This is a genomic window from Arthrobacter sp. 10N418 (assembly GCF_056394725.1).
In genome coordinates, this window is sequence record NZ_JBFTIK010000018.1 from 52,482 (window position 1) to 68,710 (window position 16,229).

Below are 16,229 nucleotides of genomic sequence, written 5' to 3' on the forward strand. Positions count from 1 at the left end.
GCCCCAGGCCCGGTCCCAGGCCGGGCCCAGGCGCGCGGCCCCGGCCCTGCCGGTCCCGGGCGCAGCGCCTAGAAGTCGGGGACGGCCTCTTCCACGACAGCGGTGGCCTCGGCGAACTGCGTCCGGTACAGCTCCGCATAGCGCCCCTCGGCGGCCAGGAGCTCGCTGTGGGTCCCGCGCTCCACGATCGTGCCGTCCTCGACGACCAGGATGGCGTCGGCGGCGCGGATGGTGGAGAGCCGGTGTGCAATCACGACGGCGGTGCGGCCGTCCAGCGCGGCACCAAGCGCCTCCTGCACGGCAGCCTCGTTTGTGGAGTCCAGCGCGGCCGTGGCTTCGTCGAGGATCACGACGCGCGGCTGCGCGATCAGCAGCCGCGCGATGGTGAGCCGCTGGCGTTCGCCGCCGGACAGCCGGTAGCCCCGCTCCCCCACCACGGTGTCCAGCCCGTCCGGTAGGGACCGGATCATGTCTTCCAGCCGGGCCTGGCGCAGCACATCCCACATGAGTTCCTCGCTGGCGTCGGGGCGTGCCAGGCGCAGGTTGGAGGCGATGCTCTCGTGGAAGAGGTGCCCGTCCTGGGTCACCATGCCCAGGGTTTGACGCATCGAGTCGAACGTCAGGTCGCGGACGTCCACGCCCGTGCCAGGCACGGCGCCGCCGAAGCGGACAGCCCCGGAATCGACGTCGTACAACCGCGAGAGCAGCTGCGCGATCGTGGACTTGCCGGCGCCCGAAGATCCCACGAGGGCCACGGTCTGGCCCGGTTCAACCCGGAAGCTGATCCCGTGCAGCACTTCCTCGCCGCCCCGGGTGTCCAGCGTGGACACGTCTTCCAGCGAGGCCAGCGAGACCTTGTCCGCGGACGGGTAGGCGAAGCGGACGTCGTCGAACTCCACCGACAGCGGACCGGCCGGTGAGGCTACGGCGTCGGGCTTCTGCTGGATCAGGGGCTTGAGGTCCAGGATCTCGAAGACGCGCTCGAAGCTGACCAGGGCGCTCATGATTTCCACGCGGGCGTTGGACAGCGCGGTGAGCGGGGCGTAAAGGCGGGTGAGCAGCAGCGCCAGCACGACGACGTCGCCGGCGGCCAGCTGGCCGCCCAGGGCGAGCCAGCCGCCCAGTCCGTAGACCAACGCCAGGGCCAGTGCGGAGACGAGCGTCAGGGCCGTCACGAACGTGAACTGCAGCATGGCGGTGCGTACGCCGATGTCACGGACGCGGCCGGCCCGGAGGGCGAACTCGCGGGACTCCTCATCCGGGCGGCCGAAGAGCTTCACCAGGGTGGCGCCGGGGGCGGAGAAGCGCTCGGTCATCTGGGTGCCCATGGCCGCGTTGTTGTCCGCGGCTTCACGGCGCAGATCGGCGAGCTTGGAGCCCATCCGGCGGGCCGGAATCAGGAAGATCGGGAGCAGGATCATGGCGAGCACGGTAACAAGCCAGGACTTTCCAAGCATCACCGCGAGTGTCAGGGCAAGGGCCACGACGTTGCTGACGACGCCGGACAGGGTTCCGGCGAAGGCCGACTGCGCGCCGATGACGTCGTTGTTGAGCCTGCTCACGAGGGCGCCCGTCCGGGTGCGCGTGAAGAAGGCGATCGGCATCTTCTGGACGTGGTCGAACACCTTGGTGCGCAGGTCCACGATCACGCCTTCGCCGATGGTGGAGGACAGCCAGCGGGTCACGAGGCCGATTCCGGCCTCGGCTACGGCCACTATCGCGATCAGCACCGCGAGCCAGATCACCGTGCCGGCAGCCGCGTGGGCGATGATCGCATCCACGACCTGGCCGGCGAGTACGGGGGTGGCCACGGCGAGCACCGCCATCACGATGGACAGCAGCACGAAGGCGATCAGCTTGTTCCGGTGCGGCTCGGCGAAACCGAACACACGCTTCAGTGTCGCCTTGGAGAACGGCTTGGAGCCGCTTGAGGCGCGCGTGATGTTGTAAAGGGAGCTCCAGGCGACCCGGTCCATGCTCATTTTTTGGTGCCTTTCAGGGCGCGATCGCCGTGTGATGGGGTGCCCGCGCCAGCGCCGGCTATAAGTTCGGTGACGACGCCGGCCTCGACGTTCCAGCGCGCGTCGAGGCGCACGTTCTCCATGAGCCGGCGGTCGTGGGTGACCAGCAACAGCGTGCCGTCGTAACTGTCGAGGGCTTCCTCGAGCTGCTCGATGGCGGCCAGGTCGAGGTGGTTGGTGGGTTCGTCCAGCACGAGCAGGTTGACGCCGCGGGCCTGCAGCAATGCCAGGGCGGCCCGGGTCCGCTCTCCGGGCGAGAGGGAGTTTACCGGGCGGCCGGTGTGGTCGGCTTTGAGGCCGAACTTGGCCAGCAGGGTACGCACCTCCGCCGGGGTCTGGTCCGTCAGGACGGCTTCGACGGCGTCGGCCAGCACGAGATGCCCAGCCAGGAGGCCGCGGGCCTGGTCGATTTCTCCGACCGCCACCGACGCGCCCATGGACGAGTCCCCGGCGTCGGGGCGCTGAACGCCCAGCAGGAGACGGAGCAGGGTGGATTTGCCGGCGCCGTTGGGACCGGTGATCCCGATCCGCTCCCCCGCGTTCAGCTGCAGGTTCACCGGGCCCAGGGTGAAGTCGCCCTGGTGCGCGACGGCCTCCCGGAGCGTTGCCACCACGGCGCTGGACCGCGGGGCCGCCCCGATGCGGAACTGCAGCTGCCATTCCTTGCGGGGCTCTTCCACCTCGTCGAGCCGCGCGATCCGGGACTCCATTTGCCGGACCTTCTGCCCCTGTTTTTCCGAGGATTCCGTATTGGCCGCGCGCCGGACCTTGTCATTGTCCGGGCTCTTCTTCATCGCGTTCCGGACGCCTTGGGAGCTCCACTCGCGCTGGGTCCGTGCGCGGGAGACGAGGTCAGCCTTCGTGTTGGCGAATTCCTCGTAACGCTCACGGGCATGGCGCCGGGCAGCAGCGCGTTCCTCAAGGAAGGCCTCGTAGCCGCCGTCGTACACAGCCACGGAGTTCTGCGGAAGGTCCAGCTCCACGATCGTGGTCACGCAGCGCGCCAGGAACTCACGGTCGTGCGAGACCAGGACCACTCCGCCCCGCAGGCCCTGCACGAAGGCTTCGAGCTTGGCGAGGCCACTGAGGTCCAGGTCATTGGTGGGCTCGTCGAGCAGCACGATGTCAAACCGGCTGAGCAGCAGGGCCGCCAGGGCCACCCGCGCCGCCTGGCCGCCGGACAGGCCGGTCATCTCGGCGTCCGGCCCCACGTCGAGGCCGAGGTCGGCCAGGACGGGTCGAATCCGCTCCTCCACGTCGGCGGCGCCGGAAGCCATCCAGCGGTCGAATGCGAGGGCGTAGGCGTCGTCGGTGCCGGGGGCGCCGGAGGCCAGGGCCTCGGCCGTGGCTTCCATGTCGCTGGTGGCCTGCGCGCAGCCTGTGCGCCGGGCGATGTAGGCGCCCACGGTTTCCCCGGCAATCCGTTCGTGTTCCTGGGGCAGCCAGCCCACGAAGGCGTCTGCCGGGGCAAGGCTGACCGTTCCCTCCTGCGGCTCGTCGATGCCGGCGAAGAGGCGGAGCAGGGTGGATTTGCCGGCGCCGTTGGCACCGACGACCCCCACGACGTCGCCGGGAGCAACGGTCAGGGAGAGTTTGGAAAAAAGCGTGCGGTGATCGTGACCACCGGAAAGGTCCTTGGCAACAAGGGTTGCAGTCATTAATCAATCCTCTCACCACGGCCCAAAAGGCCACCACGGGGGTCGTCCCCGGCCGCCGAAAAATGCCCGGGCATAGAAGAACCCGCCGGTCCGGACTTGGGGGGTGTACGGACCAGCGGGTTCGACCATTTAGCATAGTTCAATCAGACCTCGCCGTAAAATCGATGCCCAGCCGTACACCGGGACCCGTTGCTTCCACCGACACCGCAGGACGCCATAGATGCCCTTACCCGCCAAGGCATTCCAGCACTGGCTTCACAGTGTCGCGCCGGCAGCGAGCACCGCCGACATCTGCCGGATCTCCGGTATCAAGCGGACCACGCTTGCCCAGCAGCTGGTGCGCGGCAAGGTGGCCGAATCCACCCTGGTGAGCATCAGCCGGGCTTTGCACCGGAGCCCGCTGGAGGATCTGGGCTCGTTCGAGAACTACGCGGAGCTCGCCGGGAAGCCGCGTCCACCTTCCGTGGCCGAACTCGTGAGCCAGGTTGCCACCATGGATCTGCTGCGTGCGGTCATTGCCCGCTCAGGCCCGGGCGAGGTCAGCGCCGGCGACCACGGGAGCACCGGCGCCACCGGCGCACCGGAAGCCAAGATGGCGCTCAGCCCGGCCCCGCACGCCACCTCCGTCCGGAACTGGGTGGACGCGATCGACGACGGCGAGCTGCGCCACCGCGTCTCCGCCGCCACCGGGATCGCGCCACAGAACTATTCGGCCCAGCTGACAGCCAACAGGCTGTCCCCGGAACTTGCTGTCGCCACCGCCCGCGCGGCAGGCGTAGGCTTCACAGGCGGACTCGTAGCGACCGGCCTCATTTCCGAAACCGAAGCAGGCTGGCCGCCAGGGGCAAAGCAGTCTGCCCTGGACGCGCTCTCGGACGGTGAACTCACAGTCCTGGCCGGCGAGAGGCTACAAACCCTGGGCAAGGCACTCCGCCGCCAGGAGCACGAACAAGCACAAACAGAAAAGATTTGGGAGAACCTCGGATGATCGCGATCCTGCAATGGACGACTTTGGCGGTCTGCGCCGCACTCGCGTTCGCCCGTATTCCCGGTGCCCTCCGGGGGCAGAACCGGTCCATGTTCGGACTCTTCGCCGTCTCCACTTTCGCAGTTCTCCTGAGCATCGACGGACCCTACTTGGCCATCGACCAGGCCTTGGGCGGCACGAACATCGCCAATCTGCTGCTCCGCTTCGTTAGTTTCGCTGCCATTTTCATCCTTGGGCTCCGGGTAGCACGGGGCTTCAGTGCGAACGACTCCCTCCGGCTCATCACGGGCCCGATCGGAATCGCGGTCGCGGCGGCAGCCTCGCTGGCCGTGCTAGCGGTCTTTTTCATGATGGACACCGCCGGCTCGTCCGCGGGTCTGGTCGCCGTCTCTGCCAAAGACGGCCGCAATGCCGCCCTGGTGGAATACTACGGAGCCGCGGGACGCCTGTACCCCGCCTACGTCACTCTTGCCCTGTTCCCGGCCATGGTGCGCAGCGTCCGCAGCAGGCTTCCCGTCCTCGTGCGCGTCGGCGCCGGGTTGGTCGCTGTCGGTTCCGTTGGCATCGCGCTGAGCCTTGCGTCGCCGATCATTCCGCCCGCGCTGGGATTCCTGCGGTTCCTCTTCAACTACACCGCCATTCTTTGCCTGGTTGTGGGCCTTGCCGCGATCTGGCTGGCAAGGGCGGTGGCGAGGCGAAAGCCGAAAAAGACGGTCGGATTCAGCTGATTGTTACCACGGGCTGAGCGGGCTGGCGATTGGAGTACCCAGGATGACGGCGGTCCTTGAATGGGGCACCCTGACCGTATGCTGCGTCGTGCTCCTCCTCCGCGTTCCGGACGCCATACGCGGCCGGAACAGAGCCGTATTCGCAATCCTGCTCCTGGCCACGCTGTGCAGCCTTCTCGCTGTCTCCGGGCCCTATGAAGCCATCGACCGCATGCTTGGCGGCTGGAACCTCGCCCACCTGATCCTGCGGTTCCTCGTTTTCGCAACAATATTGCTGGTCGGGCTGCGCATCGCCAAGGGGCTCGGTGACGCCCGGGGCCACAGGCTCATTGCCGGAAGAGCGGGCCGCTGGGCGTTGGGGATCAGCTGTTTGGCCGTGGCGGTGACGTTCTTCCTCATGGACACGCGTGAGTCCTCGGCGGGTTTGCTGGGCGTCCAGGACAGCGGCGGCACTAATGCTCTCCTCGCGCCGTACTACGCCGCCGCCGGCCGCACGTATCCGGCCTTCGTCTCCGTCATTCTCATGCCGCCCCTGCTGGCCATTGCCAGGAGCAAACTGCCTCGGCTGGTCCGGGCCGGAGCACTTCTGATGCTCGTCGGCGGCCTCGCCACCGCCGCGAGCATTCCGGCGTGTTTCGCACCGGACGACTGGGCGATGGCACGGCATGCCGTGAATTACGGCGCCGTGCTGGGCTTTGTCCTCGGCTTCGCCTTCATCTGGTTCTCCGGGCTGGGCCCCACTCAATCTGGTAACGGTAATGCAACATTACGCCAGAATGACACATAGGGCATTCACATAATCATTAGACCGTGAGAGAATCATGAATGTGTGAAAGCGACAATCGCTTCGTGAACGGAAGTCAGCCGTGCGAGGCAGACGACGTCGTCCAAGCGCCATTGGGGGGATGAGTGGTGGCGGTCCATGAGGACCGCCCCCACTCAGCCTGTTTAACGGCAGATTCCCGTCCGGACCACGTTACGGCCGCGCCGGGAGACCCGCAAGACCCTGCGTAAGGTCAGCGCACGAACCTCAGCGTCACCAGTTGGAACGGCCGGAGGGACAGCTGTGCGGAATCAGGGCTGCCCGTCACGCCCGGGGCTTCGAGGGGCCGCTCCAGCAGATCGACGGAATGGACGCCCGTGACGTCGAATTCGGCCGTCACCAGGCCCGTGGACCGTTCCCCCAACGATTCGTAGAGGCGCACGATCACGTCGCCGGAGCCGTCTTCGGCGAGCTTGATGGCCTCGATGACGAGGGCCCGGTTGGACACGGTGAATAGCGGGTCCGCCCCGCGGGACCCCTTGAGCACCCTCGGGGCCAGGTTAGTGCGGTAGCCCTCTTCGACGGCGTCGGCGATGCTGGCACCCGGCCTGATGGTCACCACCAGCTCGTGCCGCCCGCGGTCGGCGCGCGGATCCGGAAACTTCGGCGCCCGCAGGAGCGAGACCCTCACAGTGGTTGTGGTCCCGCCGTCCTCCTCCCGCACGTCACGGGTGACGTCGTGGCCGTAGCTGGAGGCGTTGGAAACGGCTACCCCGTAGCCGGGCTCGGCGACGTGGATCCAGCGGTGTGCGCAGATCTCGAACTTCGCCGCTTCCCAGGACGTGTTGAGGTGGGTAGGCCGGAAGACATGGCCGAACTGGGTCTCCGAGGCCGAGCGGTCTGCCCTGACGTCGAGCGCGAAGCCGAGCTTGAGCAGCTTCTCGCTTTCCTGCCAGTCCACCGCCGTCGAGATCCTGAGGGAATCAGCACCCGCCTCCAGCGAGATCCGCTGGGTGACCGTCGACGACCCTGCCATCCGTTCCACCAGCACGACGGCGTTCGAATTTTCCCCTTGCGGGTTCCGCTCCAGCGTCACCGAGCGGGCTTCGGTCAGCCGTGCGACGTTCCTGCGGTAGAACGCGTCGATGTCCCAGGCATCCCATTCGTTGGGTGTGTCCCGGTGCAGCTCCAGGAGGTTTCCGGAATGCCCGGGCGCAATTGCCTCACGTCCGCTGGCGTAGTCCATGAGCGAGACCAGCAGGCCGTCGGCGTCGACCACTGCACGGACGATGCCGTTGTCCAGGATGTAGCCGCCCGCGGATTCTGTGACGGACACCGCCCGTTCTGAGCGGTCAGCCGGGGCGGCGGCGAAGGCCGGCACACCCAAGCGCTCATGCGGAGCCGCGTTGAGGAGAAATTCGGTCCCGCCTTCTCCCAGCAGTGCCTTGGCCGCATCCGCGATGATCGCTTCGAGGCCCTGTTCGACTGCGGCGTAGTTGCGTTCGGCGTCCTGGTGCACCCAGGCAATCGAGCTGCCCGGAAGGATGTCGTGGAACTGCTGGAGCAGGACCAGGCGCCAGAGCCGCTTGAGCTCGGCCGCCGGGTAGCCGAAGCCGGTGCGCACCGCCGCCGTGGCGCACCAGAGCTCGGCTTCCCGCAGGAGGTGCTCGCTGCGCCGGTTTCCCAGCTTGGTCTTGGCCTGGCTCGTGTAGGTGCCGCGGTGCAGCTCAAGGTACATCTCCCCGACCCACACCGGCAGGTCTTCATATTCCGCCTGCGCGCGGGAGAAGAAGCTGCCGGAGGTCCCGATCCGCACCTTGGGTGAACCTTCCAGATCCGCTGCGCGCGTGGCCGAGGCGAGCATCTCCCGTGTGGGGCCACCGCCGCCGTCGCCGTAGCCGAACGGGACCAGGGACGTGGTTCCGCGGCCGTGGTCGCGGTAATTCCGTTCCGCATGGGCCAGATCCTTGGCGCTGAGGTCCGAGTTGTACGTGTCCACCGGGGGAAAGTGGGTGAAGAGCCTGGTGCCGTCGATTCCTTCCCAGTTGAACGTGTGGTGGGGCATACGGTTGACCTGGTTCCAGGAGATCTTCTGCGTCAGGAACCACCGGCTGCCGGCGGACTTGACGATCTGCGGCAACGCCGCGGAGTAGCCGAACGTGTCAGGAAGCCACGCTTCCTGGCATTCGACGCCGAACTCAGCCAGGAAGAAGCTCTTGCCCTCCAGGAACTGCCGCGCCATGGCTTCACCGCCTGGCATGTTGGAGTCCGACTCCACCCACATGCCGCCCACGGGGACGAACTGGCCGGTCTTGACCTTCTCGCGGATGCGCCCGAACAGCTCCGGATAAAACTCCTTCATCCAGGCCAGCTGCTGGGCCGAGGAGCAGGAAAACACGAATCCGGGGTACTCGTCCATCAGGGCCACCACGTTGGAGAACGTGCGGGCGCATTTGCGCATGGTTTCCCGGATCGGCCACAGCCAGGCGGAGTCGATATGGGCATGACCCGTGGCCACCAGCTCATGGGCCGAGGCGTAGGCCGGCCGGGCCAGGGCCTCCGCGAGGACTCCACGGCCGGCGGCCGCCGTTCCCGCAACGTCATCGGGGTCCATGACATCCAGCATCCGCTCCAGGGCGCGCAGGATCTCGTGGCGGCGGGGCAACTCCATGGGCAGTTCGTGCATGAGCCCGCTGAGGGTCCCAATGTCCTGCTGCAGCTCCCAGACGGTCTGGTTGCGCTCGGCGACCACAATGCGGCCCAGCCGGTACTTGGGATCACTGCCCGACGTCGCCTTGTCGCCATACGGTGTGGGGGCGAAGGTCCAGCCCTGGGAAAGATCCGGGTTCGCCGCGGCCTCGACATAGAAGTCAATGGCCATGCCGCTGCCCAGGAGCTTCAGCGGGATGTACTGGTTCCGCGGGGAGATGGCTTTGATGATCGTCCCGTCGGGGCGCCAGGCGATGCCCTCGCACTGAAAGCCCGGAAGGTCGCCGTTGAAGCCCAGGTCCACAAGAATTTCAACCGAGGTGTCCGCCGCCGTGCCCCAGGAGTCCGGCACTTCGCCCTGCAGCCTCAGCCACTTGGTGCTCCATGGCCGCCCCCAGGCCGCGCCGTGTTCCTGGGGCGTGAACTCCTGCCGCAGGGCCTCCATTGCGGCGACCGGTTCGTCCGGAGCGTCCCAGCTGCTCAGCGTCAGGTCCATGCTGCGCGGGTAGACCGCGGGAATGATGCGTTCGCGTACGAAGCGGTCCAGCCGGACTTCCGTGAGACGGCGGTCGTCGTGCAATGTGATCCTCTTAGCGCTAGGGGGCGAAGCCGGGCTGCATCCAGTCGATGGACAAAACTTACTTCGCGCGGAGCGGTTTGGCCAACGGTGCCCGCTATCCGGCCACGGACACGGGACCCGCGACCCGCCCCTGGCCGGCATACACGTTCAGTGTTGTGCCCCGGCTGAATCCGGCGAGGGTCATCCCGCTGGCCTCGGCGAGCTCGACCGCCAGGCTGGAGGGTGCGCTGACGGCTGCCAGGACGGGGATTCCGGCCAACGATGCCTTCTGGACAAGCTCGAATGATGCCCTGCCCGATACTTGCAGCACGGTTCCGCTGAGCGGCAACAAGCCCTCGCGCAACGCCCACCCCACGACCTTGTCAACGGCGTTGTGGCGTCCGACGTCTTCGCGCAGACACAACAGCTCGGCGGAACCGTCGTCGGCAATCCGGAAGAGGCCCGCGGCGTGCACGCCGCCGGTAACGTCAAAGACGGCCTGGGCCTCCCGGAGCGCGTCCGGCAGGGCCGCCAGCGTCTCCACCGGCACGCTCAGCGGGTCCGCCCCCGGGCTGAAGTGGGAGGACTTGCGCACCGCTTCGATCGAATCCGTTCCGCAGATACCGCAGGAACTGGAGGTGAAGATGTTCCGCCCGGTCTCCGGCAGGACGACGTCGGGCCGGAGCTGTGCCTCCACGACGTTGAACGTCTGGACCCCGTCCTCGTCCTCGCCTGCACAAAACCGCAGGGAGACCAGCTGCTCCGGGCTCCAGATGACTCCCTCGGAGACCAGGAACCCGGCCACGAGGTCGAAGTCGTTGCCCGGTGTGCGCATCGTGACGGAAAACGAGAGGCTCCCCAGCCTTATTTCCAGCGGTTCCTCAACGGCCAGCACATCTTCCCGGTAGCGGACGGGAAATTCGAGGGCTTGCGGGGATCCGTCCAGGACGAATTTGTGCACTTTGCGGCGCTGCGTCACGCGACCCATGTAAGACTCCTAAGCAACGTGGTGTGGGGGTTTTCGGCTGATTCCATCATTGCAACTGCCGGTCACGGAAGCCAGCGCGGCGCACACCCGGGAGCTTTCACCCAAGAAGGGCGCTCCAGTCCACGGGCCCGCTGTTCGCTGAGGGCTTCCGGGCCGGCCTCTTGGTTGGCGCCGCGGCCTTCGCGGCGGCCTGTGCGGGGTCCGGGATGGGTGCTCCCCACGGGAGCGCGAAGGCGGGAACGAGTGCCCCCAGCTGGACGCCGTGCGGCGGGACCACCAGGACGCCGTCAGCCGCGGCCAGTCCGCGCATCATTCCGGGACCGGCGTGCTGGGCCGGTGATGCCATGCCGTAGAGCAGACGGTAAGGCATCAGCCGGGTCCGTCCGGGATCGGGGTCGATCGTCGATCCGCACGGCACCTCCGCGACCGGCGGCAGGGTCCCGTGGCCCAATGCCGCGAGGAGCGGCGCCCCGATCGTGGACAACGCCATCATGGCCGCCAGAGGGTTCCCGGGGAGGCCGAGGATGAAGCGGCCGTCGGGCAGCCCGGCCAGCACGGCGGGGTGGCCCGGGCGCATGGCGATGCCATCGATCAGCAGCCGTCCGCCGAGCTCGGCGACGGAGCGCCGGAGGTGGTCCGTTCCTGAGCGGCCGGTGCCGCCGGTGGTGATGACGACGTCGGCGGGCAGGTTTTCGACGGCGGGCCCAGCCGCCTGGCCGACGCCGGACCCCGGGACTGGAACAGCTGGCTGGGCCGCCGGTCCGGTGGGCTCAGTGTCCTCGAGCGCGGCGAGCCATTCGGCGTAGCTGTCGCCGATCTTCACCTCTTCGGCGCAGATCCCGCCGAGCATGTGTACCACGCCGGCCAACTGGGGGCCGAAAGTGTCACGCACTTTCCCTGGCCCGGGGAGACCGGACGACACGACCTCGGAGCCGGTCAGCACGAGGCGGACGACGGCCTTGCCAAGCACCGGGAGGGCGTCGTGCCCGGCCAGTGCGGCCAGGGCCAGGTGGGCCGGGTTGAGTACGGTCCCGCTCCGGATCAGCACCTCGCCGGCGGCGGCCTCCTCGGCGGCCCTGCGGATGTGTTCGCCGTTTCGCGGTTCGCCGGGCTTGGCGGTGCCGCTGGTCTTGAGGACAGGAAGCCCGTCCTCGTCTGTGGCGAGGGTCCCGCTCTCGCTGCGCAGCACGGCCTTCGCCCCCGCCGGGATGAGTCCGCCGGTGACGATCGGACTTGCCTGGTGCGGGGTGAGCCGCTGGTTCGGTTCAGCCAGGATCCACGGTCCGCTTCCGCTGACGGCCCAGCCGTCCATGGCTGAGGACGCGTAGTGCGGTATGTCCTGCAGGGCTGTCACGTCCGCTGAAAGCATCCGTCCCAGCGCGCCCCGGAGCGGCACGGGGGCCGCGGGAATGGGGGTGGCGCAGTCGAAGGCGAGCTGCCGGGCCTCTTGCCAGGTGTGGGCGAGGTGACGGTGCGGCGTTGTGTCGGCGCCGTCCGCCGTCGGGTCCTTCTCCGGGTGCGTTCCGGCGTCGTGGGCATACCCGGGTCCTGAGTCGTCCGCGGAAGCGGGGTCGCTGCCGCGGGGAGGGGCAGGTGTCATGCCCCGGAAGCTTCGGCGTCCGCGTAGTCCTTGGCGAGCTGGCGGGCCACGCGCATGGCAGCCTGCATGGAGGTTGCATCGGTGGCCTGGCCGGAACCGGATGCCAGTCCGGCGGCGAAGCCGGCGATGAAGGTGGTCAGCGGGGCGGCCGGGCGCACTATGGAATGGGCGGCGACGCCGGCCAGGGACAGGACCTCGTTAACGTCAATCTCGACGCCCTCCAGCTCCAGGGCCTGCAGCAGCGCACGACACCAGTCTTCCAGCGTTTCGTCCTGGCTCTTCACCGTTTGCCTCCAAAGTCGTGTTCAGTTGCGGCCCCCGGACCGGCCTCCTGGACATGGCCGGGAATGGGACCGGATACCCCGAGCGCGGAGGCGTCGTCCCAGGTGTCCACATCGTCCGTGGAACCGGCCGGGACGCGAACTTCCCGCACCTCAAGACTAGCAAGAAGGCCGAAGACCGAGGCGTTTTCGAGGGCGCCCCGCCCGGCAGCGTCCGCGACGGATCGTTGTAGCGCAATTGTGCTATACAGCCCCAGGAGGGGTTGCCTGCGTCCGTCGGCGGAGACCGCCATGACGCCCCTGGCCCCGGTCTCGCCGGCCACCCCGTGACCGGACGTGCCCAACGGCCCGCTTCCTTCCAGCACGTCGAGGAGTGCACGGACGGCAGCTTCCGCGCCCGGCATGTCACAGGCCAGGACCAGGGTCAGGGGCGCGGGACCTGTGGAGCCCGGGCGCACGGTCTTGTGCGCGGCCAGCGCGGAGAGCCCGGCGGCTATCGCAGCGGCGGGGCCGGCGAAGGGAGGGTCCTCGCGACAGTTCAAGACGCCGGCGGGCAAGGTTCCCGGGTCCGGCCCGACCACGACGACGTCCCCGGCACCGTGCGCGGCCCGCAGCGAGAGCTCAAGGAGGGTGGCGCCCCCGTACTCCAGCCCGGATTTGGGCACGCCGCCGAGCCTGGCGGACCGCCCGCCGGCGAGAATGACAGCATCGAACTCCACGGCTTCAGCCTAGCGCGGCGCGGCAGCGGGCGCGGCCGGACCGCGGAGGAAGTCAGGCGGCGGATTCGGGCAGCAGGAACGGATCCCAGGCCGGCGTCGGCTTCTCGAGCTCTTTGATCTGCCAGAGGGTGCCCCTGGGCGGGGCTGGGACGAAGCCGAGCTTCCAGCCCATTTCGGCCGGGGTGTGGTCACCTTTGGCGTTGTTGCACCGGAGGCAGGCAGCGACGAGGTTCTCCCAGGAATCCGCCCCGCCCCGGGACTTGGGCTGGACGTGATCGATCGTGTGGGCCGCTTTGCCGCAGTAAGCGCACCGGTGGCTGTCCCGGCGCAGCACCCCCCGGCGGCTGACCGCGGTCAGGGTGTTGTACCGGGGCCTGATGTAGCGGTTCAGGAGGATCACGGACGGGCGGCCCAGGATGTCCTGCGGCCCGACGACGGGATCGTCGCCCTCGGCCACCACGCTGGCCTTTCCGGTGAGCACGAGGACAAGAGCCCGGCGGAAGGTCACTACCGCGAGCGGTTCATATCCAGCATTCAGAACGAGAGTGCGCATCCGCATACCTCTTCACGGCCGCACCCGCCAGGGGCACGAGGGCCGGCTGCCCTCTGCATGGTCGGGCTATGGATCGACAAGACAAGAGTAAACACCCAAGTGCCGTATCACCGAATTTTTTCTCGCCCGCGGGTCCGTAGTACCGGACTGGTTCATGCCGGGGAAACGCGAAGGACCCCCGCCGCAAGGGCAGGGGTCCTTCGAAGGATGGAGCTATTGACCTAGCCGCCGACGCGGATGAAGACCGGGCCGGAGCCGATGTTGACGCTGTAGAGGGCGGTGGTGCCGCCGTTCCAGCCGCCGTGGACGGCCATGCCGTTGCCGACGTAGACAGCGATGTGGGCCATGCCCACGCCGCCGTTCTGGTAGTAAGCGAGGTCGCCCGGCTGAGCCTCGGCGGCGCTCACGGTGCGGCCCAGGGACAGGTAACCTGCCGGCCAGCCGTGGTAGTGGATGCCGGCTGCGGCCAAAGCGTTCGTGGCCAGCGCGGTGCAGTCCTGCGACACGCCGATCTGGGCGTAGGCGGCGGCGGCGATGGTGGCGCCGAAGCCGCTGCCGATGGCTGCCGGTGCGCCGACGGATGCAGTGGCGCCGGCCTGGGTGCCCGCAGTCTTTGCCGCGGTGGCATCCTGGACCTTCACAACGGGCTTCGGGGCCTCGACCACGGGGGCGGGCGACGTGGACACAGTCGGCTTCTCGTAGGAGATCGCGATGGTCGAAGCAGCCGAAATAGTTGCCGGGGAAGCTGACTGGACTTCGAGGGCGGAAGCGGAGGTGGATTCGCGCTGAACGTTGGTCTCAGCAGCGTTGGCCGCGATACCGCTGGTCAGGACCAGGCCGGACGCTGCAGCGATGACTGCAGCCTGGCGGCCCATGCCGCCGGCGTTGTCGCCGACAGCCTTGGCAATGACAGCCAGCGAGTTGGTCTTGGTGACCTCGGCGCGGTGCCGTGCGATTGCACGAGTAGTCATTCAGTTCTCTCTTTCGTGATCCTTGGACCGCGCGTTTTAGGCGCGGACTGAGGACGCTCCGGCATCTTGGGGGTACGCCGGATCGCCCCGAATGGGTTAGTTAGCGAAGGGTGTACTGCGAAGACGCGCCAAAAGCGGGAACTGCGTGCAGGTGCTTGGCCTGCAGTCCGGACTCGGCAGCAATGGAGCCTGTGGAGTCGGATCCAATCCGGGCGCCGGCAAGGGCAGCACGGGACTTGGATTCCAGCGGGCTCGCTAGAGCCGCGCACGCGCGGTGACGCGCAGCATTGTGGCGTGAAGACACGAAAGTAGCCTCTCCCAATGCCTGCGAGGTGAGCTGTCGGATTCGGATGGGAGTCACCCGGCCGCTCCGCTTCCTGGGAAGCTTTGCGACTTAACCCCAAGGCCTTCTTGCGAAGACCAAAATTGGTTCCCCCGCCCCTGCCAGACGATGTAATGCGAACGGACCTTGAGCGGTGGCAGAGCTAGGCAATCCACTCAAGAGCGCCAACTTCGGAAAAGTTGGCGTACCTCATACGGTACAGCAGTTGGGATTCAATGTCACATTCAGATCACGGCGTGTCACAAGAATGCGAGAGTGACCCTTCATCTTGGCTCAGAGCCAGCCGAGGGGGTCAACCACATCGCCGTTGACCATCACCTCGAAGTGGAGGTGGCAGCCGGTCGACGCGCCGGTGGTGCCGCTCATGGCGATGAGGTCGCCGCGCGAGACCTTCTGGCCGACGTGGACCGAGGAAGAGGACAGGTGGTTGTACGTGGTCTCCAGGCCGTTGCCGTGGTCGATCACGATGCGGTTGCCCCCGCCATAGGGGTGCCATCCCGAAAAGGTCACCGTGCCGCTGGCTGCCGCGTGGACGGCTGTTCCGCACTGCGCGGCATAGTCCTGGCCGCGGTGGAACTCACCGGCACCGCCCGTGATGGGGCTGACACGGTAGCCGAAGGGCGAGGAAGCGATCATCACATCCAGCGGCGCACCGAGGGTGCCGGCCGACGCCGCGCGGGTGATGCTGCCGACGGACTGCGCGCTCAGCAGCTGTTTGAGCTTCCCGTCCGGGTCACCCTTGGTGGTGACGGCCGTGCGGCTGAAGTCGACCTTGGCGCCCGCTGCGGCAGTTACATCCGGCTGCGCTGCGGCGGAAACGGATCCGGAAGGCCCGACGTCCGTGGCCATGACCGGGCTGGTGACCGGGACGGTGACCGTGAGGACCAGGCCTGTGGCAGCCAAAGCGATTCCGGCCTTCTGCCCGACGCCGCTGGCAGCGGCAAAGTCCGTTATCTGGCGGAACGGACTGCGGCGGCCCCGGCGTTCGACGCGGTGCGCGTCACGCGGGCGGTCGGCCAACGGCGCGAGAGCCGGACGCGGTTCCGGAGCAGGACCGGCGGCGCGACGGCGACCTTTGGCGGTCTGGGTGGTCAAGGACGGTTCCTCTCTGGATGGCCTGCGGAGTTAGCTGTCGGATTCGGGTCAGAGAGATCAAAGACCCGGTCCGCCGTGGCAAGCTTCCAGACACAGAGGCACGTTGGAATCCCACTGTGGAGTGCGCTTGCCGCTGACGGACTTCACCCCAAGGCCGCCCTGAAGGCGGCCGCAAGTGGTTCCCCCGCCCCTGCCAGAAGGCGATTCTGCGACTGATCCGCTGGCAGGGTTCGGCTTCGGATCAGGTAACGCT

At 67.8% G+C, this 16,229-nt stretch carries 13 protein-coding genes and 2 riboswitches; of the genes, 3 read left to right on the forward strand and 10 right to left on the reverse strand.

Annotated features, from left to right (window positions below; translation table 11 throughout):
- Positions 1–68: 68 nt before the first annotated feature.
- Positions 69–1,982 (reverse strand): ABC transporter ATP-binding protein, encoded by a 1,914-nt coding sequence (locus AC1DCZ_RS14700; protein ID WP_476975254.1) that lies wholly within the window; start codon positions 1,980–1,982, stop codon positions 69–71.
- Complete coding sequence (locus tag AC1DCZ_RS14705; RefSeq protein ID WP_476975255.1) at positions 1,979–3,679, reverse strand: ABC-F family ATP-binding cassette domain-containing protein; 1,701 nt, start codon at positions 3,677–3,679, stop codon at positions 1,979–1,981. The genes AC1DCZ_RS14700 and AC1DCZ_RS14705 overlap by 4 nt, the downstream gene beginning before the upstream one ends.
- 220 nt (positions 3,680–3,899) lie before the next feature.
- On the opposite strand from AC1DCZ_RS14705, the gene AC1DCZ_RS14710 reads away from it, so the two are divergent.
- The 3 genes from AC1DCZ_RS14710 to AC1DCZ_RS14720 are packed head-to-tail and all read left to right on the forward strand — an operon-like array spanning position 3,900 to position 6,182.
- A complete protein-coding gene (locus tag AC1DCZ_RS14710; protein WP_476975256.1) occupies positions 3,900–4,667 on the forward strand; it encodes a hypothetical protein in 768 nt (255 codons plus the stop codon).
- Complete coding sequence (locus AC1DCZ_RS14715; RefSeq protein ID WP_476975257.1) at positions 4,664–5,395, forward strand: hypothetical protein; 732 nt, start codon at positions 4,664–4,666, stop codon at positions 5,393–5,395. Before AC1DCZ_RS14710 ends, AC1DCZ_RS14715 begins: the two co-directional genes overlap by 4 nt.
- Before the next feature lie 43 nt (positions 5,396–5,438).
- Complete coding sequence (locus AC1DCZ_RS14720) at positions 5,439–6,182, forward strand: hypothetical protein (RefSeq protein ID WP_476975258.1); 744 nt, start codon at positions 5,439–5,441, stop codon at positions 6,180–6,182.
- 229 nt (positions 6,183–6,411) lie between these two features.
- Here AC1DCZ_RS14720 and AC1DCZ_RS14725 read toward each other — a convergent pair whose 3' ends face one another.
- The 8 genes from AC1DCZ_RS14725 to AC1DCZ_RS14760 form a co-directional block, all read right to left on the reverse strand.
- The gene (locus AC1DCZ_RS14725; protein ID WP_476975259.1) at positions 6,412–9,447 is read right to left on the reverse strand and encodes an alpha-mannosidase; all 3,036 of its coding nucleotides are present in this window, start codon (positions 9,445–9,447) and stop codon (positions 6,412–6,414) included.
- A gap of 94 nt (positions 9,448–9,541) precedes the next feature.
- Complete coding sequence (gene fdhD / locus AC1DCZ_RS14730) at positions 9,542–10,414, reverse strand: formate dehydrogenase accessory sulfurtransferase FdhD (RefSeq protein ID WP_476894695.1); 873 nt, start codon at positions 10,412–10,414, stop codon at positions 9,542–9,544.
- 97 nt (positions 10,415–10,511) lie between these two features.
- Positions 10,512–12,014 (reverse strand): molybdopterin-binding protein, encoded by a 1,503-nt coding sequence (locus AC1DCZ_RS14735; protein ID WP_476975260.1) that lies wholly within the window; start codon positions 12,012–12,014, stop codon positions 10,512–10,514.
- Positions 12,011–12,298: a DUF6457 domain-containing protein gene (locus AC1DCZ_RS14740; RefSeq protein WP_476975261.1), complete on the reverse strand. Its 288-nt coding sequence runs from the start codon at positions 12,296–12,298 to the stop codon at positions 12,011–12,013. Before AC1DCZ_RS14740 ends, AC1DCZ_RS14735 begins: the two co-directional genes overlap by 4 nt.
- A complete protein-coding gene (mobA, locus tag AC1DCZ_RS14745; RefSeq protein ID WP_476975262.1) occupies positions 12,295–13,014 on the reverse strand; it encodes a molybdenum cofactor guanylyltransferase in 720 nt (239 codons plus the stop codon). The genes AC1DCZ_RS14740 and mobA overlap by 4 nt, the downstream gene beginning before the upstream one ends.
- 52 nt (positions 13,015–13,066) lie before the next feature.
- On the reverse strand, positions 13,067–13,567 hold the full coding sequence (locus tag AC1DCZ_RS14750; RefSeq protein WP_476975263.1) for an HNH endonuclease: 501 nt from the start codon (positions 13,565–13,567) through the stop codon (positions 13,067–13,069).
- A gap of 221 nt (positions 13,568–13,788) precedes the next feature.
- Positions 13,789–14,538, reverse strand: coding sequence for an NlpC/P60 family protein (locus tag AC1DCZ_RS14755; RefSeq protein ID WP_476894700.1), 750 nt, complete (start codon positions 14,536–14,538; stop codon positions 13,789–13,791).
- A 308-nt stretch (positions 14,539–14,846) separates the two neighbouring features.
- A riboswitch (cyclic di-AMP (ydaO/yuaA leader) is annotated at positions 14,847–15,016 on the reverse strand.
- Positions 15,017–15,154: 138 nt separating this feature from the next.
- Complete coding sequence (locus AC1DCZ_RS14760; RefSeq protein WP_476975264.1) at positions 15,155–15,976, reverse strand: M23 family metallopeptidase; 822 nt, start codon at positions 15,974–15,976, stop codon at positions 15,155–15,157.
- A gap of 4 nt (positions 15,977–15,980) precedes the next feature.
- Positions 15,981–16,189, reverse strand: a riboswitch (cyclic di-AMP (ydaO/yuaA leader).
- Between the last annotated feature and the right edge of the window lie 40 nt (positions 16,190–16,229).